Here is a 19854-nt window from a genome sequence, read left to right on the forward strand (position 1 = left end):
CGGCCCGGCACCGCCCTGGGGCGAGGTCGGGCGCGGGTTCGGTGTCGGCTTGAGTTCGAGCGCACTCCAAGTCCTACGGTTCTGCCGTGGTCCCCGGCCGCCGCCCCTGGCGGCCGGGACGGGACGTGGGCCGTCGGTACGGACGGCCGGGAGAGGAGCGCCGGGATGAGCACGGCCGCGAACGACGCACAGGCCCGCGGGGAGCGTTTCGAGCACGGGATGGAGGTGCTCGACCGCATCGACGGCGAGGTCGGGCGGCGCGTGGTGGAGTCGCTGGCCGACATCAGCCCCGAGCTGGGGCACCAGGTCGTCGCGTGGGGATTCGGGGAGATCTACAGCCGCCCGCAGCTCGCCCCGCGCGACCGGCAGCTGGTCACCCTCGGCATGCTCACCGCGCTCGGCGGCTGCGAGCCGCAGCTGGAGGTCCACGTCAACGCATCGCTGAACGTGGGGCTCACCGTTCCAATCAAGTGATCAGGAGTGGGTCTTGGACCCAGGTGTGATCACTGCGGGCATCCCGAACGGTGGTGGATGCCCGGCTGGTCGCCCGCGTTCTCGTTGTCCCCGTTCGGCTGCGCGCATCGTGTGCGCGGTCCGCGGCGGGTTGGCGGGTCTCCTCGCGCCCCCGGATGCCCGATGGGGCCTGGACGGTCCGATGCCCGCGACGATCGCTCCGGTCGTCGTGGGGCGGTGCCGTCCGTCGCCGGATCGGGTGTCCGAGGGCGCGTCGTCCGATCGCGATGCTCGCGGCATCGTGTCGGGTGGTGGTGCGGGTGGGTGTCGCAAGCGGTTTCTGCCAGTGCTGCGCGCCCCATCGGGTGGTGTAGGCGGGATCGACTGCGACGATGACCATGCCCAGTTCGGCGGCCATGGAGACGAGCCGGGCACGGAGTTTCCCGGTGGGGATGCCGGAGACGAGCTGCCGGAAGCACTTGCGGCGTCCGTGCTTCTCGCGCGTGGTCTCGGCGGTGAAGTCCAGGTTCTCCAGACCGATCGCGCTCACACCGCAGCGCTTCGCCCAGTGCAGGAGCCGGGTGATGGCGTGGCGGACTTGGGCGTCGCGGTGGGAGGCGGTGCCGGTCAGGTCGTAGGGGAACCGGCGGGGATCGCCGACCGGGTTGCCGTGGACGTCGAGGTGCCAGGCGGCGAAATGGTCGGCGTTGGTGTCCACCCCGACGATCCCGGCCGCGCGAGCCGCCTCCAACGGCATCGTCCGCACCACCGGCCGGGTCCAGGAGGCATCCAGGTACCAGCGTTCCCGCCCGGCGTCCAGATGGATGCGGTAGGCCACCGCCCGGTTGCCGACGATGCGGTCCCGCCACTCCTCCCCCCGGTGCGGGAAGGACACCTTCGAGGCAAGGACGTACCGGCCGTTGCGAGCGTTCGCCAGATCCGCGAGCGGGGCGGGCAGCTTGACCGACACCTCGCCCTGCGGGGTGACGCGGATCGTCTCGTTGCCGAACCGCTTCCCCGACTCGCCGTCCGCGGCGAGGAACCACCGCGCGCTCTCCCAGCGTTTGCGCCAGTCGGCTTCGGTGAGACCGGCTGCCGTCAGGTTGTGCCGGGTGTTCAGCAGCTTCCGCCCCCCGCGCACCACATGCACGACACCTGCCTCACGATCCGCCGCCACCACCGCGCGGCGCTCCTCCAGCACCGCGAGCCGACGGGACTTGACGAACCACTCCCGCTTGGAGCGGTAGCCACCAGGAGCGCGCTTGGTGCCCTTCTCGCCGATCGGCAGCGACAGCCGGTGCCGCAGCATCCGGACACCCGTGTCCAACGAGTCCAGGTACGCGGCCTGCCCACGACGCGACAACGCCCACTGATCATGCGTCGCCTTCGTGACCGAACCCGCCCAACGCGACGACGACTCCACCGTCAAGCCACGCTTCCGCCCCGCCCACGTCTCGTTGCTGTGGTCCAGGCCGTCCGCGCAACGCGCCTTCAGATCCCTCGACGCCAGCGCCCCCAGATGCCCGCCGACCAGCCGCAGCACCTCCTCATCCCCGGCCGTGAGGCCCCTGAGACGGTCCCGGACCGTCACACCCGACGGACCCAGGGAAACAAACGGCGCATCGATCCGCCGCAGCTCCCTCCTCGACCCAGTCACGCCCGCCCACCCCCTCACAGTCAGTGCCACCACCCTCACACACGGCACTGACAAGTCGCCCCAGCCACCCGACAAGCCACGATCGAAGAGACACTCATGGACACTTACGTGCACCAAAACGACCTCGATCTCCACCAGTTCACAAACCCCGAGGAGGTCGTCGAGGCCCTGCTGCACTCCGCCGTGTACTGCGGCTTCCCCAAAGCGCTGAACGCCACCTTCGTCGCCAAGAAGGTGTTCGCCGAACGCGGCCTGCTGCCGGTCGCGGGCGTCTGACGTCAGCGGGCGGGCCCGGCGGGCGGGGCCTGCGGCGGGGCCCTGGGCAGGCTGAGGGTGGCGTGCAGGCCGCCAGCCGGGGCGGGGGCCAGGCGCAGTTCGCCGTGGTGGGCGTCGGTGACGGCGGCCACGATCGCCAGGCCCAGCCCGTGGCCGCGGCGGGCCGGATCGGTTTCGACGGTGCGCCCGCGTCCGCGCAGGAACGGTTCGGTGAAGGTGGCCACGGGCTCGGGGCTGAGGCGGGGGCCGGGGTCGGCGACGGCGACGGCGACGGCGACCTGGAGCATGGTGCGGGTGATCGCCAGCGGGGTGCGCAGTTCGTGGGGGGAAGCCGCAGCGGGCCGGTGGGGGTTCTGAGGGCCCGTGGGGTGGCTGGAACCTTCCGGGGCGGGTGGGCGTCCGGGGAGACGTAGCCGAATCCGGACCACCGAGGAGCCCGTCGTGTCCGACTACCTGCCGCCGCCGCCCGCGGAGTCCTGGTTGCTGGGCGGGGTGACGGCCGTGCTGCAAGAGGGCATCGGGCAGCAGCTGGGGTACTGGGTGGAGCCCGGCGATGTGCTGAGCCATGACGACGGGAGCAGCAACGGCTGGCAGTTGGCCTGGCTGCCGGGCGGGCGGGCGGTGGTCAGCGGGTTCGACGTGGACTACAGCACCGCGCGGGCCGAGGCGGACCTGCTGGCGGGCGCGCCGGAGTGGGTGCCCGCGCCGGCGGACCGGGCCGGGTTCTGCTTCTGGTGGGAGTCGGACGGCGGGGGCTGGCGGTGCGCGCCCGGCGAGTCGGACCCCGGGGCGCGGCTGACCGGCTCGGTGGAGAACGTCGAGGACCGCCTGGCCGAATGGGTCTGGGAGCGGGTTCCGGAGGAGGAGCCGGACGAGTCGGCGTACGTCGACGGGTTCTACCTGCGGCTGGAGGAGCTGGTGGCCGCCGCCCGCGAGCAGCGTGTGACGGACGGCGAACTGGCGGCGGTCCTGTCCTACTTGGCCGATCCGCAGGACTTCCGGACGGCCGCCGCCCTCGCCGTGGCCGCGCGGGCCGGCTTCACCGCGGGCACCAGCCGGCCGTGGGAGGCGGCGAAGGCCTGAAGCCGCGCGGCTGTGCGCAGGAAGTCGGCCGGGCCGACTTCCTGCGCACAGCCGTGTTCGGGGTCAGGCGAGCAGGTCGGACTGGAGGGTGACGACCTGGCGGAAGGGCGGGGTGGGGACGCCGTCGGGGTTGGTCATGGTGATGACGGCGAGGATGTCGGAGGCGGAGAGGTAGGCGACGCGGGCGGTGGGGGTGCCCTTGGGGGCGTTCGTGGTGGACTCCAGGGCGGTCAGGTCGACGCCGGCGACGGTGTCCCAGTCCTGGTGGGCGGTGGTCTTGGTGTCCGGGGCGGCCTTGGTGCGGCCCTTGGAGCGCAGGGAGGAGAAGGCGTCCCAGGACTCGTGGGCGGAGCCGAAGCGCAGCAGCCGGATCTGGGTGCGGGTGCCGTCGGAGGCCGTCCACTCCCGGACGGTGGCCGCGCGGCAGGCGTCCTCCAGGAGGAGTTCGCGCAGCTTGGCCGGGTCCTGCTGCTCGGCGAGGATCGCGTCGCAGGTCACCCAGTCGGCGGGGGCCGTCGCGGCCGGGGCCGCGGACGCGGAGCCGGTCGGGGACGCCGTCGGGGATCCGGAGGCCGTGGGCTTCGCCGTGGGGGCCGGGAAGGTCGGCGCGCTCGTGGAGCCGCCGGCCTCCTTGGGGGCGGGCAGCAGCAGGTGGCGCAGGTCCGCGTAGTGGAGGGCCTTGCCCTTGCCGTCCGGGGCGGCCTTGCCGGAGGGCAGGGGCGGCAGCGTCAGCGGCGGAAAGGTGTAGCGGCCGTCGCCCGCGGTGGCCAGGCCGGGGATGTCGGTGCGCTCGGGGGCGGTGACGGCCAGGGCGGTGCCGGTGCCGGCGAGGGCGAACACCAGGGCGGCGCAGCTCCAGCGGACGGCGGCCTTGCGGCGGCGGACCCGGCGGGCCTGCTGCTCCGCGAGCTCCTCGGGGGTCGGGGCGGGCGGCGCGGTGAACTCCAGTGCCCCGATGGCCGGTTCGGGCAGCGGCGGCACCGGCGGGGTGGCCGGAGCCGAGGCCGGGACCGGCGGCAGCGGGTCGGAGGCGGGCGGCGGCGGGGTGGCGTGGTCGGTCATGCGGACGCTCCCGGGCGGGCGAGGCGGTCGAGCTGCAGGGTGAAGAGGGCGACGATCTTGTCCTTGGGCAGCGGTGCCACGCCCTCGGCGTTCATGACGACCAGGAGGTCGCCCTCGGCGGCCGAGCACTCCAGGTAGTCGATCGGCGCGGAGGGCGGCGTCGGCATCAGGTAGCAGTGCGCCTCGGGGTGGCCGGGGATGGTCGGGCCGATCCGGAAGAGTCCGGTGTCGCCGGTGAAGACCGCGGTGTACTCGTTGATCCGCTGCACTTCCTGCTGGTTGAACTGGCGCAGCTTCAGGCCGATCACCAGGTCGTCCCCGGTGGAGAGGTAGGTGCGCACGCCGGTGGCCTTGACGTGCAGGCCCTCCCAGTAGGAGCGGAGCTTGTCGCGCTTGTCCTTGGGGATCTGCTGGAGTTCGGCGTCGAGCTCGGCGGACAGCTGCTCGCCGTTCAGCTCGGTGTCGTTGCCGTAGACGCCGTCGTCCGGGCCGGGCCGGTAGCCGGCCGGGACGGGCACCAGCAGGTCGCGCAGCGAGCCGAAGTGGCTACCGTTGGACTTGGCGCCGTACGGGGTGGCGGTCGCGGTCGGGGTGGGCGCGGTGGAGGGGGCGGCGGCAGTGGCCGGGGCCGGGTCGTCGTACTGGGTCTTGATGATGCCGATGCCGATGGCCACGCCGACCAGCGCGGCCGCGGCCGTCGCGGCACCCGCGCGCAGCAGCCGGCGGGAGCCGGGGCTGCCGGGCTCGGCGGTGGCGGGCTGCTCGGGCGACTCGGCGGCGGGCACGGGCTCCGCCGCAGGCGTCGGCTCGGGCTCGGGCGCGGCCGGGTTCGCGGTCAGGGTGTCGTCGTTCATATCAAGCGCTCCCACTGCCGCTTGGCGAGGTCCTTGAGGGTGCCGGAGTCCACCGGCTTGGGGCCGAAGACCTCGACGGTCATCTGCAGCGAGCCGCGCTTGGCGACGGCCTGGCCGTAGTAGTACGTGTCGGTGCTCTCGGCCCAGTGGCGGGGCGAACTCTCCACCTTGTAGCCGCCGTTGGCGCCGTCGCCGGTGAAGGGCTCCCAGTTGTTGGTCTTCGCCTCGTCGGCGTGGTCCGGCGCGAACTGCATCAGCGAGACGCGGTAGCGGACGTCGTCCTTCTTCCAGTCCACCTCGGCCGCGCGCCGGAATCCGCGCGAGGTGAGGTCCTTGAACCGGTAGGCCGCGTCGCCGGAGCGTTCGGAGATCTCGCCGACCGTGATCCAGCTGGGCTTGTCCGGGTAGTCGGACCAGGGGGTGCTGCCCTCGGGGGCGGTGATCAGCAGCTTGGTCAGGTCGCCGTCGATGGCGAGCGGGGCGGGCTGCTCGGCGGCGAGGGCGGCCGGGTCGACCGCCTCGGCCGGGTAGGACGGGCGGGCCACCTGCAGCGGCGGCAGCGGCGTGGGCGGGCGCTGGGCCTGCACGGCGTAGCCGGTGCCGGCGCCGGCCAGGGTGCCCAGCACCAGGGCGTACGCGGCCAGCCGCACCGGGCGGGGGCGGCGCGGGGCGCGGGGTTCGCGGTCGGGGCCGGCCTCCAGCAGGTCGCCCGGCGCGACGGGCGCCAGGGCGGCCGACGGCTCGGCGGGAGGCAGAACGTCGGGCGGAAGAACGGGGGGCGGAGGAACGGCAGGCGCGGCAGGCGCGGCGGGCGCAGCGGGTACCGGCTCCGCGGGTTCGGTGGTCACGGAAGTGGCTCCAGAGGAGGGAGGGAGGGTGGCGTCGGAGGGCGGGCGGCGCGCGTGAACGCGGGCGCGGGCTCAGCCGCCCGAGGCGAGCCAGTCGCGCTGGCGCTTCATCAGCTCGCTCAGCAGCGCCTTGTCCGGTGTCCCCTTCACGTCGACGTCGATCGTGTACTGGACGTCGCCCTGGCTGGCGATGCCGGTCATCGAGCCGGTGTACGCCTGCTGCTTGGGCTTCTTCAGGTAGCCGTGGGCGTCGGGGACGCCGTCGACGTCGATCGGTTCCAGCGACTTGATCTTGTAGCCCCTGACGAAGTCGCTCGCCATCGCGGCGGAGCCGAAGTGCAGCAGGGTGACGGTCACCACGGCCTTGCCGTCGGCGGTCCGGTACATCCGGCTGGCGCCCTCCTTGTAGCCGTAGGAGGCCAGGATGTCCTTGATGCCGTCCTGCTTGCCGAACAGGTCGGCGACGTCCTCGTCGCTCATGGTCATCCCGTCCGCGGGCCCGTACGACTCGCCGCCGGCGGGGATCGGGAGCAGGAAGAAGCGCAGGTCGCCCTCGTGCTTGCCGCCGTTGACCGTGCCCTTGACGGTGCTGGCCGGGGCGGGCTCGGCCGGGACTGCGGTCGGTACCGGGACGGGCTCGGCGGTCGGCGACGCGCTCGGGCTCGCGGTGGCGGTGGCGCCGGCGCTCGGGCCGGCCTTCGGGGAGGCGGCGGCCGCGGGGGCGGCGGCCGTACGGGTGTCGGGCTTGCCGACGGCGACGGTCACCGCGGCGCTGGCCGCCGTGACGGCGAGCAGGCCGGCGGTGGCCAGCGCGACGCCGACGGCGCGCGGCAGGCGGCGCGGGGCCGCAGGCTGCGGAGCCGGTGCGGGCGCCGGTGCGGGCGCCGGTGCGGGCGCCGGTGCGGGCGCCGGTGCGGGCGCCGGTACGGGCTCCGGTGCCGGGGTTCCGGCGGCGGCGCTCTCGTGCTCGGATTCGGGCTCGGACTCGGGCAAGGGACTCCCCCCAGGGAAGAATGCGGATTCTCACGCGCGGGCCCCCTCCCGGGAACCACTCCCCCAGCGGGTTCCGGACTGTCCGTCACGCGTTTCAGCAGGCATTATGAGGGTCTGCTGAGACCACTGCCAACAAATTGACTTCCTCCCCGCGCTGAAGCACTGGGATTCCGGCTGCGCGTGCCGTGCGGGGGCTTCGCCCCATGCATGTGCGCGTTGCCGGTGGTTGGCGCTTCACGGACCGCCTCATGGCGAGGTCTCCACGCCCTGACACCGCATGCCCTGCGGCGTTGAGGATGTTCTTCGCGGCGTTCACGTCGGCATGGTCCTGGTGTCCGCAGGCGGTGCACTCGAAGACCGCTTGGCTCTTGCGGTTCTTCGGGTCCACGTGCTTGCAGTCGTTGCAGGTCTGTGACGTGTACGCGGGATTCACCAGCACGACACGGGTGCCGGTGGTGCGCGCCGCGTTGCGCAGCGCAAGTTCGAGCATGTGCCAACCCTTGTCGAGGATGGCCTGGTTGAGTCCGGACTTCTGCCGGACATTCCGGCCGGGCTGCTCAGTCGTTCCGGCTGCGCTCGCGGTCATGGCATGTGTACGCAGGTCTTCCAGCACCACCCTGGCGTTGCGGGCGGCCAGTTCGGCGGCGGTCTGGGCACAGAAGTCGGCGCGCCGGTTGCGGACGCGACCGGTGATCGAGTTGATCTTCGCCAGCACGGCTTTCCGGCGGTTACTGCCTCGTGTGCACCGGGAGAGCTGTTGCCACAATCGGCGCAGCCGCTTCACCTCCCCGGGCGTGACGCACTGGCGGTCATGGAAGGTTCCTTCACTGGTCGTCGCGGCGACCTTCACCCCCGGTCCACACCGACCGGCAGACGTCACCGAACACCTCGCACAACTCGACTTGCGCCGAGTCGAGTTCAAGCCGGTACCGACGCCCGGACAACATCGCGGAACACCCCCGTTCGGCCGCTGTGATCAACCTAGTGCACATCACTGACAACACAGCGGCTTGCGCCGCTTCGCGACTCCAGGCCAAGGATGAGCTAACCCCCAGCTGAAGCAGGGAGTCTTCGCTCAGGAATTCAGATCAATCACCATATCCTCGCCCAATGTCTAATGAATCAAGCTGACGTCTCGTCAATTCACTTCCACACCCGTGATGTTGCCGAAGGTTCGGCGGTAGGCGCCCGGGGTGGTGCCGAGGGCCGCGTGGAAGCGGCGGCGCAGGTTGACGGCGGAGGCCAGGCCGACGCGGGCGGCGACGGCCTCCACCGGCAGGGCGGTGCGCTCCAGCAGCACCCGGGCGGCGTCGATCCGGCGGGCCAGCAGCCACTGGCCGGGGCTGGTGCCGAGCTGTTCGGCGAAGCGCCGGGCCAGGGTGCGGCCGGACACCCCGGCGCGGGCGGCCAGGTCGTCCAGGGCCAGCCGCTCCCCCAGGCGCTCCTGGGCCCACTCCAGCAGCGGCGCCAGCGACTCGTCCGCCCGGGCCGGCTCGGGGGCGTCGGCGTACTGCAGCTGGCTGCCCTCGCGGTGCGGGGGCAGCACCATGTGCCGGGCGACCCGGGCGGCGTAGGCCGCGCCGTGGTCGCGGCGCAGCAGGTGCAGGCACAGGTCGATGCCCGCGCCGGACCCGGCGCTGGTGGCGACGTCGCCGTGGTCGACGTACAGGACGTCCCGGTCCACCCGCAACGCGGGGTACTCGGCGGCGAGTTGGGCGGTACGGCCCCAGTGGGTGGTGGCGCTGCGGCCGTCGAGCAGTCCGGCCTGGGCGAGGACGAAGGCGCCGGTGCAGATGGAGACGATCCGGGCCCCGCGCGCGTGGGCGGCGCGCAGCGCGGCGAGGACGTCGCCCGCGACCGGGGAGCCGGGCGGGTGCCAGCCGGGGACGACGACGGTGTCGGCCCGCTCCAGCGCCTCCAGGCCGTCCTCGACCAGCAGCGGGGCGCCGAGGGTGGTGGGCACCGGGCCGGGGGCCCGGGTGCACAGCCGGAAGTCGTAGTGGGTGGGGAGCCCGGCCCGTTCGGTGCCGAAGACCTCGGCGGCGCAGGCGAGTTCGAAGGGCGACTGGGGCGCGCCGAGCAGGGCCACCACCCGGTGGCGGCGCGCGACGGGGGCGGGAACGGCGGGCGCGAGGGTCGCGGCGGTGGCGGCGGTCTCGGGGGCGGCGAGGCTCATGGCAGGAATGTACCCGAGGATGTCTTTCCGGACTCTGGGGCGGCGGGCGCGGGGCGGCCACAGTGGGGGCATGAACGAACAGGACGCGGGACTCAAGACGTCGGTGCTGGTGGACGAGGTGGAGCCGGTCGAGGTCGGGCCGGGGATCGTGCGGCGCCGGCTGACGGCCACCGACTACGCGCGCGCTTGGCTGATCGACTTCGCGCCGGGCAGCCGGTGGCCGGAGGTCGACGTGCACGCCACCGAGGAGCGGTACTTCGTGCTGAGCGGCGAGGTGATCGAGGGTGAGGAGCGCCACCCGGCGGGCAGCTACGTCACCTTCGCGCCGGGCAGCCGGCACCGGCCGCGCACCGAGATCGGCGCGCGGATGCTGGGGATCACGGTGATGAACGCCTGATCCGGAAGGCCTGACCGCGGCAGGGTCCCGCCCCCCGCGGGGGTGTGGGCGGGCCCTGAGCGACGGGAGGATCCGCGGGAGGGCCGGACGGACGGGGAGGACAGTGGCCGGGGCCGGGGCCCGGCCCCCGCTCAAAGCCAGCCCTTGCGGGCCGCCTGGACGCCGGCCTGGAAGCGGGTGGTGGCGCCCAGGTGGGCGAGGAGGGTGGAGACGCGGCGCACCACGGTGCGCCGGCCCAGGCCGAGGCGGCGGGCGATGGCGTCGTCGGTGGCGCCGGAGGCCATCAGGGTGAGGATGCGGCGGTCGCGGTCGTCGATGCGCAGGTCGACGCCGGCCACGGTGGCCGGCACCGCCAGGCGCCACAGGGTCTCGAAGACGGCGGTCAGGGCGTGCAGCAGGCTGGAGGGGCGTACCAGCAGGGAGACGACGCCGGGGCGGTCGTCGGCGGGCAGGGTGACGATGGCGAGGTCGTCGTCGCCGATGGCGAGCTTGAGCGGCGGCTCGTCCAGGGTGCGGGCCTGCTCCCCCGCCTCGACCATGCGGGCCATGTTGGGCCCGGCCACCGGGTCCTCGAACGCGCAGCCCTGGTAGATCGCGCGGTAGAGGACGCCGGCGGCCATCCGGCGGCGCTGCAGCACTTCCTGGTCGGCGTAGTGGGCGTGGCTGCCGGAGTACGGCGGTATGTCGATGACCCGTACCTGGTGACGGGCGGCCAGTTGCAGGCGGCGGCTGGCCGCGAGCACCTCGGCCGGGTTCTCGACCACCTCCAGGGCGCCGTAGCTGCCGGTGTCCTGGCGGGCGAAGCGGTAGAGGCGTTCGAGTTCGGCGCCGGCCCGGCGGGCGGTGGCCTGGCGCAGCGCGTCGAGCTGAAGGACCGTCTCGACGACCCGGCCGGGTGGCAGTGCCTCCCAGGCGTGGTCGCGGTCGTCGGCGCTGCCGGCGGTGTCGAAGGCGACCGCGACGCCCTCCTCGGCGAGGTCGCGCAGTACGGCCAGGACGGTGTCCTCGTCCAGGCCGGCGCCGTGTGCCAGGTCCGTGACGAGGGCCCGTGGCCGCCCGACCAGGCAGCGGTAGACGCGGCCGCGTTCGGAGTCCGGATCCAGTACGTCGTGCACGACGCCCCCCAAGTCGTCCTGTCCCCCGCCGCCCGGCCGTGCCGGGTGGCCGGGGGAACCTACCCGGGCGGGTGGCGCACATGCGCCAGTGGCCCAGGTGCGTCGCCGGGGGCACTGGCGCGGGGGCGGGCCGCGTGGCGAGAGTTGTCGATGTTCAGACAGGCCATGTGAGACGGGCCGTCAGGACCACCGTCAGGACGGCTCGCCGCGGCACCCCGTCGCGCCGCCCCGTCGCCACCGACCGTCGAAGGCCGAGGACGACCCATGACCCCAGCCCGGCTCCTGCAAGCCCGGCCGCGGCGCGCCGCCCGTACGGCCGTCGCCGCCCTGGCCGCCGGCCTGCTCCTGCTCGCCGCGCCCACGGCCGGCGCCGCCGCCGTCCCCGCACCCTCGGCCGCGCCCGCGCCCTCGGCCGCCGCCGAGCCGGCCGGGCCGCCGCCGCTGACGGACGGCTCCGGGCTGACCCAGGTCGGCGCCGCCACCGGCAGCGCCACCAACTTCGTCATCACCGTCACCACCCCCCAGGTCGCCGGGCAACACACCATCCGGATCCTGCTGCCCGCCGACTACGCGCAGCACCCGGACAGACGCTACCCCGTGCTGTACTTCCTGCACGGCGCCTCGGACAACCCGAGCGACCCGGCGCTGGCCTACCCCGCGCTGACCGCCGCGCAGTCGATGATCACGGTCATCCCGGACGGCGGCCTGCGCGGCTGGTACACCGACTGGCTCGACCAGGGCACCGCCGCCGGCGCGCAGAACTGGGAGACCTTCCACCTGGGCCAGGTCGTCCCGTTCGTCGACGCCAACCTGCGCACCCGCACCGACCGCGCCCACCGGGCCGTCGGCGGCCTGTCCATGGGCGGCTTCGGCGCCCTGCACTACGCCCAGGACCGCCCCGAACTGTTCGGCCAGGTCCTCACCATGTCCGGCGCCAACGACCTGTCCACCGACGAGATGATCATGCGCGGCGCCGTCGTCGCCACCCTGACCAACGTCGGCACCGTGCTGTGCGGCCCCAGCGACGGCCGCCCCTGCGGCTTCGACTTCGGGCCCACCGTCTCCAGCGACGCCGTCTTCGGCACCCCGTACCCGGTGTTCAACGCCGACTGGCGCTGGAACGCCGCCGACCCGGCCGCCCGGCTGGGCCTGCTCGCCCACACCGGCATCGCCGTCTACACCGGCAACGGCAACGGCAACCCCGCCGACATGGAGTTCTGGGTCGAGGGCACCGCCAAGCGCGTCAAGGACCGCCTGGACGCCCTGCGGCTGCCGTACCACTACGTCGACTACGGCGACGGCACCGGCTGGGGCGCCGACTGCCACGGCGGCCACACCGCGGGCTGCTGGGCCCAGGACCTCGTGGACTACGTCCCGCGCCTGGAGGCGGCCTTCGCCGCCGCGCCGTGAGAAGCCCGACGCCTCTCCCCCTCTCTCCTCCTGACGAAAGGACACCCCCCGTGCCCGCCACCGCCACCCCCGGCCGTACGGCGCCCTGGCTGCGCCTGCTCGCGGCCCTCCTGGTGACCTGTTGCGCCGCCCTGGGCCTGACCGCCGCGCCCGCACAGGCCGCGCCCGCGACCCCGGCCGCCCCGGCCGCCACCTGCGCCACGCCGCAGCAGTGCCTGACCATCAAGTCGCTCAGCAACGGGCGCCAACTCGACGTCCAGAACGGCAACACGGGCGACGGCGTCTACGTCGTCACCAACTCCGCGCCCGGCTACCACCAGAACTGGCACCTGAGCGTCGACCCGGGCGACTCCTCCTTCACCATCGTCAACAACGACACCGGCAAGTGCATCGACCTGGCGTCCTGGTTCACCCCGGGCCTGCGCCAGCAGACCTGCGCCGGGCAGGCCAGCCAGCGCTGGTTCCTGCAGCCGGCGCCGGGCGGCGCCGCCGACTCCTTCATGATCCGCCACGCGGGCGACAACACCTGCCTGGACCTGCTGCTCGGCGCCCAGTACGACGACGCCTGGACCGACCAGTACGCCTGCAACGGCACGGTCAACCAGCTCTGGTCCACCGGCTTCCCGCAGGCCGCCCGCAACCTGGCCGTCGACCACGCCGCCAAGCAGTGCCAGAAGGACCCCTCCAGCTGCTCCTGGGCCCTGACGAGCGAGGCCCCGGCCGCGCCGCTGCCGCGCGCCTGCGCCTCCTCCGTCTGGTTCAACAACACCAGCGGCGCCGTCCAGCAGTCCTTCTCGGTCACCGACGACAGCGGCTGGTCCAACTCCATCGGCGCCGACATGGGCACCCAGATCTCCGCCGGCATCCCCGGCAACACGCTGACCGCGACGGTCAGTTCGGCGCTGCACTACACCAACGAATGGCACGGGTCGAGGAGCGTCAACAACAGCGTGGCCGTCACCGTCCCGCCCCAGCAGTACGGCTGGGTGACGCTGGCCAAGGTCGCCCGCAAGGTCACCGGCACCTGGACCTTCGACGCCCACGGCATCCCGTGGACGGCCGACGACACCATCACCGTCCCGCTCAGCTCGGACCCCGTCGCCGGCGCCACCCTCTACATCGCCAACACCAGCCCGACGTTCACCACCTGCGCCTGACGCACACCGTCAGGCCTTCGGCCGCCGCCCGGGTTCCGCCGGGCGGCGGCCCTCCGCGTCCCCCTCGGACGGGCCGCCCTCCCGGGCCAGGGCCTCGCGCGCGGCCAACCGTCCGGCCACCCGGAAGGAGTGCTCGCGCGAGTCCACCTCGTGCACCACGGTGAAGTGCACCACCACCGCCAGCGCCACCGCCCGTCCCGGCGCCCGCTCGGCCAGCTCCTCGCGCACCCCCTCGGCCAGCGCCGCGTGGAACAGCGCCAGGTACCGCGGATCGGAGTCGCCGTGCACCGTGGCACCCGGGGCCACCTCCAGGTGCACGCCCTCCTCCCGGGGCTCGAAGTCCACCCTGACGATCGCCACGTCACAGGGGCAGCCGGTCTGACGGACGTAGCGGGCCTGCACCCCGCGGATCGGGTACGGCGGGAAGGGGCCCGCCGTTTCGGAGGTCATCGCGGTCAGGACCATGTGATGTCGACGGACTCGATCACCACGTCCGTCACCGGGCGCTCGCCCTCGGTCGGGGCGGCGGCGATCGCGTCCACCACCGCCTTGGAGGCCGCGTCGGCGACCTGGCCGAAGATGGTGTGCTTGCGGTTCAGGTGGGCCGGGGTGCCGACCGTGACGAAGAACTGCGAACCGTTGGTGCCCGGGCCGGAGTTGGCCATCGCCAGCAGGTACGGCTTGGTGAAGAACAGCTCCGGGTGGAACTCGTCGGCGAAGGCGTAGCCCGGGCCGCCGGTGCCGGTGCCGGTCGGGTCGCCGCCCTGGATCATGAAGCCGGCGACCACCCGGTGGAAGAGCGTGCCGTCGTAGTACGGGCCGCTGCCCGCCTCGCCCGTGCGCGGATCGGTGTACTCGCGGGTGCCCTCGGCGAGTTCCACGAAGTTGCGGACCGTCTTCGGCGCGTGGAACGGGAACAGCTCCAGGCGGATCGGGCCCGCCGTGGTGTGCAGGGTGGCGAACCGGGCAGTGGCCACGGGGACTCCTCGGGTGCGGCTGGTGCGGCTGGTGCGGTGATCAGGAGATCGGCTACGGCATCCTGGCACAGCCCGCGAGTACGTGGCCGAACCGGGTGGAAGGATCCGCACGTCGGACGTACGGGGAACGCGTGCAGGGCTCACGAAGAAGGGCAGGTGGCCGTGGTGGTCGGTGCGGTGCTGATCGGGGTGCTGGTACTGGTCCTCGCCGGGTGCGGATGCGTGGTGTGGGCCGACCGGGGCGGGCCGCCCTGGGCGCGCGTGGTCGCGAACCTCACGGTGCGCGCCGGGGAGGCGCTGCGCAGCCACCAGCGCAACCGGCGCCGCCACCGGAGTTCGCGCGGCGGCGGGGACTGAGGCCCGGTGGAGCGGGAGCGGAGGGCGAACGCGTCGCCCGGTGGAGCGGGAGCGGAGGGCGAACGCGTCGCCCGCTGGTCCGCCGGACGCGAGGGCTGACGGCTGACGGCTGACGGCTGACGGCTGACGGCTGACGGCTGACGGCTGACGGACGGGGCGCGGAACGTGCCGCGTTCCGGGCCGCCGCTAGGGTGTGGCGGATGAGCTTCCACCTGGTCGTCGGACACGGGCCCGCCGGGGCCGCCACCGCCCGCCTGCTGGCCCAACAGGGCCACCAGGTCCGGGTCGTCACCCGCTCCGGACGGCCGGCGCAACAATCCGTCGCGGGCGTCGAGCACCTCGCCCTCGACGCGAGCGACCCCGCCGCGCTGGCCGGGGCCGCGCGCGGCGCCGTCGCGATCCACGGCTGCGCCGCGCCGCCGCTGCCGCAGTGGGCCGCGCACTGGCCGGCCCTGGCCGCCTCGCTGTGCGCGGCGGCCGAGGAGAGCGGCGCGGTGCTGGTCATGCTCGGCAACCTGTACGGGTACGGGCCGCTGGCCGATCCGGGCCGCCCGATGACCGAGGACCTGCCGCTCGCCGCGACCGGCCCCAAGGGGCGGGTGCGGGCGGCGGCCTGGGAGCAGGCGCGGGCGCTGCACGAGGCCGGGCGGATCCGGGCGGTGGAGGTGCGCGCCTCGGACTTCTTCGGCCCGGGCGTCACCGACGGCGGCCACCTGGCGGCCCGGGTGGTGCCGAACGTGTTCAAGGGCCGCCCGGTCGCGACCCTCGGCGATCCGGACGCCCCGCACAGCTGGACCTACCTGCCGGACGTGGCACGGGCGTTGGTCGAGGTCGCGGGCGAGGAGCGGGCCTGGGGCCGGGCCTGGCACGTGCCCACCGCCCCGGCCGCGTCGACGCGCGCGATGGTCGCCCTGCTGGCCGCCGAGGCCGGCACCGGCCCGGTCGCGGTGCGCCGGCTGCCGGCCGTCCTGCTGGGCGCGGCGGGGCTGTTCTCCCCGCTGCTGCGCGAACTGCGGGAGACCCGTTACCAGTTCGACCGGCCGTTCGTCGTGGACTGCTCCGCCTACGAGGTGGCGTTCGCGGTGCGGGCCACGCCGCTGGAGGAGCAGGTCGCGGCGACGGTCGCGTGGTGGCGCGAGCGGGTCCGCACGCCGTGACCGGGGCGGCCGCGCCTCAGCGCGCGGGCCGCTTCGCCAGCGCCTCGACGCCCCGGTAGCCGGCCGGCACGCCCTCGGCGAGGATCACGTCGGCGACCATGTGGCGGGTGCGCAGCGGCAGGATCTCCCGGTAGGCGGGCGAGTCGTACCAGGCGCGGGCCCGCTCGTAGTCGGGGAACTCGATGAGGATGAGGCCGCCCTGGCCCCAACTTCCTTCCAGCGTCTCGTTCCTGCCGCCGCCGTGGACGAGGAAGCGCCCGCCGAAGGGGTCGAGGGTGGCGTCGATGCGCTCCAGGTACTCGACGATGTCGGGCCCGAAGTCGACCGAGTGGACCTGGGCCAGCGCGTAGGCGGTCATGTGCTGCTCCTGGGTGAGGCGTCCTGTCTGACGTCTCCGACGGTAGGGCGCAGGGGGCGGCGGGCGAATCCGTCACGTATAGGTAGGGCCTGCTTCCCGGTGTACCGGGGAGCAGGCCCTACCGGCTCATTCGGTCGAGAACTCGCTCCACGACCGGGCGCCCGAGGCGACGTCGAAGACTTCCGACAGTGTCGAGAAGAAGGCGGCGTCGCCGTTCCCGACCCAGAAGTAGCGCTTCTCCGGCGATTCGTCGTCCCACACCATGAAGATCCCCACCGTGCCGTCGCCGTTCACCGAGACCGGTGCCAGCACGGCGTCCTCCGTGAGCCCCTCGTCGAGGTGGACGTCGATGCCGGTGATGACGTCGCGGAAGCGGAGCGCCCGCGCGAGGGTGTCCCCGGACGGGAGGTCCCGCCACCCCAGGAGGGGCATTCCAGAACGGAAGTTCTCCATTCCGTCGGAGAATTCCAAGAATTGGCGGTAGCCCGGCTCGATCGGCTGCCGCAGCCACCCTTCGAATTCCGAGATCTGGCTCGCATCGGCCGGTGGCCGAAGCCCAGGAGGCGCCGAGAGGGCGGAACCGGGGTCCGATCGGTGGTCGTCGATCCTCGCCGTCACGAGCCTGTCGATCCACTCAGCCAACTCGCACCGTTCCCATCGTCGTCACGTACTTGCTATCGGGTGATGTTACAGATTCCGTATTCACCGCGCGTGACGGTTCCTTGTATGTGCTCGGTCGTGTAGGTACTGGGGGTCTTGTTCACGCCGGCGTACAGGAATTCAGTGGGTTTGTATCCCTCGTTGTACTTGTTCGCATAGGAGCCCACGAGCGAGTTCACGTCGTTGTCCTGCTGGTGCCAGCAGTACGGGGAGTACTTTCCGGACCACGTGGTGTCGGGGAGGTGGCCGGCCACCTTTCCGTTGTACTCGTACGGTGTCCCCTCCACCTCGTCCTTGTGGAGGTCCTTGTACTTGTCCGCCAGGTCGGAGAGCGTGATCTCCTTTCCTGCACGGGTGTAGCCCATGACCTCCTTGCCGGGGGACACCCGGCCCTTGGGCGACCAGTAGTTCCGCACGGCGTTCAGTGCGGCGATGTGGTCCTTCAGTTCGTCGATCTGCTCCTGTGTCGCCCCTTCGGGCGCGCGGAGGCAGACGATCCCGGACATCCCGCGCTGCTTCTTGGTCTTGTTCAGGTGCGCCGTGCAGTCCTCTTCCTGCTGGTTGGTCGTGGAGCCGGTCCCCGCGTCGGGCCCCGGCGCGGTGTGGGTGTCGGTGTCCTGGTCGGGGGTGGTGTTCTGGTTGGTGGTGAGCTGGTTGAGCAGGTCGGCGGCGTGGTAGACGGCGGAGATGATCTTGAGGATGTCGCCGGGCTTCGGCGGCTCCCAGTCGGGCTTGGGCGGGGGGCGCTCGATGTCGGTCTTGCGCGGATCCCAGAGCGGCCTGGGGGCCGGGATGTCGACCGGCCTCTTGATCGTGGTGGTCGGGCGGTGGAACTTCGCCGGGCGGACCCGGGTCGGCGTGCCCCCGCAGTTCGACCAGCAGGTGTCGTCGCCCGCCGCCGTGGTGTCGGTCGTGGCGGCGGCTGCTGCCGCGGCGGCCGCGGCGGTGGCAGCGGCCATCTGGGACGCGCGGGCGTGTACGTCGGCCTTCTCCAGGGCGAGGTCGTTGACCCAGGTCTGGGAGGTCGTCGTGGACGAGGAGGCGGCGGCGGCGCTGCTGCCGGCGTGGGAGGAGGAGCCGGTGAACTTGTCGTGGAGCCAGTTCCACGAGTTCTTGGCGCCGCTGATCGTGCTGTCGACGAACTGTCCGCCCGCCCGGGCCATCTTGTTGCAGTTCGCCTGGCAGGCACTGATGAGTGCGGAACCCGCGCCGATGAGGACCGTCACCTCGATGACGCAGGCGTCTTCCAGGCAGTGCCCGGAGGGGTCGGTGCCGTTGAGCGGGCTGGCGTTGGCGTAGGTGTAGCGGTTGGCCTGGGCGGAGGGGTTGGGGTTGAGGAGGGAGGAGTCGCGGCTGGTGAAGCCGCCGGTGCCGGGGCGGTACCAGCGGGCGGCCATGTTGACGTCGCCGGTGGTGGGGTCGGTCCAGCCGCTCTGGTAGCCGAGGCCGGTGCCGGTGCCGCTGGTGGCGGTGGGCTTGCCGAAGGGGTCGTAGGTGGTGGCGCCGGTGACGGTGGTGCCGTTGGCATCCAGGGTGGCGGTGACGTCGGTGTGCTGGTCGGTGCGCAGGCGCAGGCTGGTGGTGGCGTTGGCGGCGCCGAGCAGGTTGCCTTCGGTGTCGCGGGCGTAGGTCCAGGTGCCGTCGTTGGTCAAGTTGTTGGAGCCGCCGTCGTAGCTGAAGCGGGCGGCGCCCCGGCTGGTGACGCGGTCGAGGCCGTCGTAGGTGTAGCTGGTGGTGCCTTCGGTGATCAGGCGCCCGAAGGCGTCGTAGGCGAGGGTGTCCTGCTTGGTTCCGGTGGTGACGGCGGCCAGGGTGCCGCGGGCGGTGTAGGCGTAGGTGCTGGTGCCGTCCGACAGCAGGCGGTTGCGTTCGTCGTAGGTGGCGGTGGCGGTGCCGTTGCCGGTGCGGTTGCCGGCGGCGTCCCACGTGTAGGCGGTGGTGGTGCCGTCGGCGGTCCAGGAGGTGAGGTGGCCGGCCAGGTCGTAGCCGTAGCGGTTGTCCCTGACGGGGTCGGCGGCGCCGCCGCTGACGGTCTTGCGGGTGAGGCGGTTGTCGAGGTCGTACTCGTAGGCGGTGCCGGCGAGCGGGGTGCCGGGGCCGCCGACGGCCACCAGCTGGTCGCCGGCCAGGCGGCCGAGGCCGTCGTAGCTCAGGCGCCGCTCGGACTTGACCTGGTCCTTGGTGACGTCGACCGGGTCGGCCTGGATGTACCACTGCTTGCTCGGGCGGCCGTCGCCGTCGTAGCCGTACCAGTTCTTGGTCTTCAGCTTGGGGTTGTTGGCCCAGTCGAGCCGGCCGTCGGCCTTGTAGCCGAAGACGGTCAGGTCGGTGTCCTTGTCGGTGCGCTTGGTGATGCGCCCGTCGGCGTCGTACTCCCAGGTCTGGGTGGCTGTCGCCAGGTCGGTGCCGGCCTTGATGAGCAGGCCGCGGTCGTTGTAGGCGTAGTTCTGGGCGTTCAGGGTGTCGGAGTTGTTGCGGATCAGGTGCCCGGCCGGGTCGTAGGCCAGGTCCCGGGCGGCGGTGTCCGTCTCGGCGCCGGTGCCGCTCTCGTGCACCAGGCGGCCGACCGGGTCGTAGCTGCGCAGGCGGGTGATTCCGCCGGGCTCGGTGAGCTTGACCGCCTGGCCGCCCATGTCGTAGCTGGTGGTCCAGGTGCGGTCGGCGGCGGCCGGCTGGGCCGCGGTGGCGGGCTCGATCGTGGACTCGGGCAGGCCCCAGGTGTTGAAGGTGTAGACGGTGGTGTTGCCCTTGCCGTCGGTCAGGCGGGTCCTACGTTGTTGGCATGGGTTGGACGGGCCGTCGTAAGGTCCAGAGGCCCAGAGACGCCGGGTATGGCTTTCAGGCGGTTGCACGCGATGGTTCCC

General features: G+C 73.0%; 19 protein-coding genes and 3 pseudogenes. 8 read left to right on the plus strand and 14 right to left on the minus strand.

What is annotated here, in order from left to right:
* Positions 1-165 precede the first annotated feature (165 nt).
* Positions 166-459, plus strand: a pseudogene (locus tag OP86_RS25435) (carboxymuconolactone decarboxylase family protein); the annotation flags it as partial.
* 7 nt (positions 460-466) lie between these two features.
* Here the strand turns inward: OP86_RS25435 and OP86_RS25440 are convergent.
* Positions 467-2110: pseudogene (locus tag OP86_RS25440) on the minus strand (nuclease/transposase family protein).
* Between the two features lie 147 nt (positions 2111-2257).
* Here OP86_RS25440 and OP86_RS25445 point away from each other — a divergent pair.
* A pseudogene (locus tag OP86_RS25445) lies at positions 2258-2386 on the plus strand (carboxymuconolactone decarboxylase family protein); the annotation flags it as partial.
* 2 nt (positions 2387-2388) lie between these two features.
* Here the strand turns inward: OP86_RS25445 and OP86_RS25450 are convergent.
* The gene (locus OP86_RS25450) at positions 2389-2673 is read right to left on the minus strand and encodes an ATP-binding protein (RefSeq protein ID WP_030056875.1); all 285 of its coding nucleotides are present in this window, start codon (positions 2671-2673) and stop codon (positions 2389-2391) included.
* Between the two features lie 154 nt (positions 2674-2827).
* Between OP86_RS25450 and OP86_RS25455 the strand changes: the two genes are divergently transcribed.
* Positions 2828-3469, plus strand: coding sequence for a hypothetical protein (locus tag OP86_RS25455; protein WP_030056876.1), 642 nt, complete (start codon positions 2828-2830; stop codon positions 3467-3469).
* Positions 3470-3532: 63 nt separating this feature from the next.
* On the opposite strand, the gene OP86_RS33945 is transcribed toward OP86_RS25455, so the two are convergent.
* From OP86_RS33945 to OP86_RS25485, 6 genes are all read right to left on the minus strand, one after another.
* Complete coding sequence (locus OP86_RS33945) at positions 3533-4531, minus strand: hypothetical protein (RefSeq protein WP_051830598.1); 999 nt, start codon at positions 4529-4531, stop codon at positions 3533-3535.
* Complete coding sequence (locus tag OP86_RS36105; RefSeq protein WP_033333352.1) at positions 4528-5385, minus strand: hypothetical protein; 858 nt, start codon at positions 5383-5385, stop codon at positions 4528-4530. The genes OP86_RS33945 and OP86_RS36105 overlap by 4 nt, the downstream gene beginning before the upstream one ends.
* Entirely contained in the window at positions 5382-6233 is an 852-nt protein-coding gene (locus OP86_RS25470) for a hypothetical protein (RefSeq protein ID WP_033333353.1), read from the minus strand. The genes OP86_RS36105 and OP86_RS25470 overlap by 4 nt, the downstream gene beginning before the upstream one ends.
* A 72-nt stretch (positions 6234-6305) precedes the next feature.
* The gene (locus OP86_RS37260) at positions 6306-7226 is read right to left on the minus strand and encodes a hypothetical protein (RefSeq protein WP_033333354.1); all 921 of its coding nucleotides are present in this window, start codon (positions 7224-7226) and stop codon (positions 6306-6308) included.
* Between the two features lie 94 nt (positions 7227-7320).
* Positions 7321-8076 (minus strand): RNA-guided endonuclease InsQ/TnpB family protein, encoded by a 756-nt coding sequence (locus OP86_RS35175; protein WP_245231827.1) that lies wholly within the window; start codon positions 8074-8076, stop codon positions 7321-7323.
* A 288-nt stretch (positions 8077-8364) separates the two neighbouring features.
* Positions 8365-9318 carry a GlxA family transcriptional regulator gene (locus OP86_RS25485; RefSeq protein ID WP_030056883.1) on the minus strand — a complete coding sequence of 318 codons (954 nt, stop codon included), beginning with the start codon at positions 9316-9318 and terminating at the stop codon, positions 8365-8367.
* A gap of 154 nt (positions 9319-9472) precedes the next feature.
* Between OP86_RS25485 and OP86_RS25490 the strand changes: the two genes are divergently transcribed.
* Entirely contained in the window at positions 9473-9799 is a 327-nt protein-coding gene (locus tag OP86_RS25490; RefSeq protein ID WP_030056884.1) for a cupin domain-containing protein, read from the plus strand.
* 131 nt (positions 9800-9930) lie between these two features.
* Here the strand turns inward: OP86_RS25490 and OP86_RS25495 are convergent, their stop codons facing one another.
* Positions 9931-10914 (minus strand): helix-turn-helix domain-containing protein, encoded by a 984-nt coding sequence (locus OP86_RS25495; RefSeq protein WP_033333355.1) that lies wholly within the window; start codon positions 10912-10914, stop codon positions 9931-9933.
* Positions 10915-11178: 264 nt separating this feature from the next.
* Here OP86_RS25495 and OP86_RS25500 point away from each other — a divergent pair, with 264 nt between their 5' ends.
* Entirely contained in the window at positions 11179-12324 is a 1146-nt protein-coding gene (locus OP86_RS25500) for an alpha/beta hydrolase (protein WP_051830600.1), read from the plus strand.
* 50 nt (positions 12325-12374) lie between these two features.
* Positions 12375-13481: an RICIN domain-containing protein gene (locus tag OP86_RS25505; RefSeq protein WP_030056890.1), complete on the plus strand. Its 1107-nt coding sequence runs from the start codon at positions 12375-12377 to the stop codon at positions 13479-13481.
* A 9-nt stretch (positions 13482-13490) separates the two neighbouring features.
* Here OP86_RS25505 and OP86_RS25510 read toward each other — a convergent pair whose 3' ends face one another.
* Together OP86_RS25510 and OP86_RS25515 are read right to left on the minus strand one after the other, a co-directional pair.
* Entirely contained in the window at positions 13491-13931 is a 441-nt protein-coding gene (locus OP86_RS25510) for a hypothetical protein (protein WP_063832459.1), read from the minus strand.
* A 5-nt stretch (positions 13932-13936) separates the two neighbouring features.
* The gene (locus OP86_RS25515) at positions 13937-14458 is read right to left on the minus strand and encodes a peptidylprolyl isomerase (protein WP_030056892.1); all 522 of its coding nucleotides are present in this window, start codon (positions 14456-14458) and stop codon (positions 13937-13939) included.
* A gap of 156 nt (positions 14459-14614) precedes the next feature.
* Here OP86_RS25515 and OP86_RS25520 point away from each other — a divergent pair, with 156 nt between their 5' ends.
* Positions 14615-14815 carry a hypothetical protein gene (locus tag OP86_RS25520; protein ID WP_342447796.1) on the plus strand — a complete coding sequence of 67 codons (201 nt, stop codon included), beginning with the start codon at positions 14615-14617 and terminating at the stop codon, positions 14813-14815.
* Between the two features lie 200 nt (positions 14816-15015).
* Positions 15016-15972, plus strand: a complete 957-nt coding sequence (locus tag OP86_RS25525; RefSeq protein ID WP_030056894.1) for an NAD-dependent epimerase/dehydratase family protein — start codon at positions 15016-15018, stop codon at positions 15970-15972.
* Between the two features lie 16 nt (positions 15973-15988).
* Here the strand turns inward: OP86_RS25525 and OP86_RS25530 are convergent, their stop codons facing one another.
* The 3 genes from OP86_RS25530 to OP86_RS38875 form a co-directional block, all read right to left on the minus strand.
* On the minus strand, positions 15989-16330 hold the full coding sequence (locus tag OP86_RS25530) for a DUF1330 domain-containing protein (protein ID WP_030056895.1): 342 nt from the start codon (positions 16328-16330) through the stop codon (positions 15989-15991).
* 126 nt (positions 16331-16456) lie between these two features.
* Entirely contained in the window at positions 16457-16972 is a 516-nt protein-coding gene (locus OP86_RS36880; protein WP_157849834.1) for a hypothetical protein, read from the minus strand.
* A 32-nt stretch (positions 16973-17004) separates the two neighbouring features.
* Positions 17005-19854: RHS repeat domain-containing protein (locus OP86_RS38875; protein ID WP_209440367.1), on the minus strand; the 2850-nt coding region annotated here is incomplete at its 5' end.

Origin of the sequence: Streptomyces novaecaesareae, assembly GCF_000716875.1 — a bacterium.
Classification (GTDB): Bacteria; Actinomycetota; Actinomycetes; order Streptomycetales; family Streptomycetaceae; genus Kitasatospora; species Kitasatospora novaecaesareae.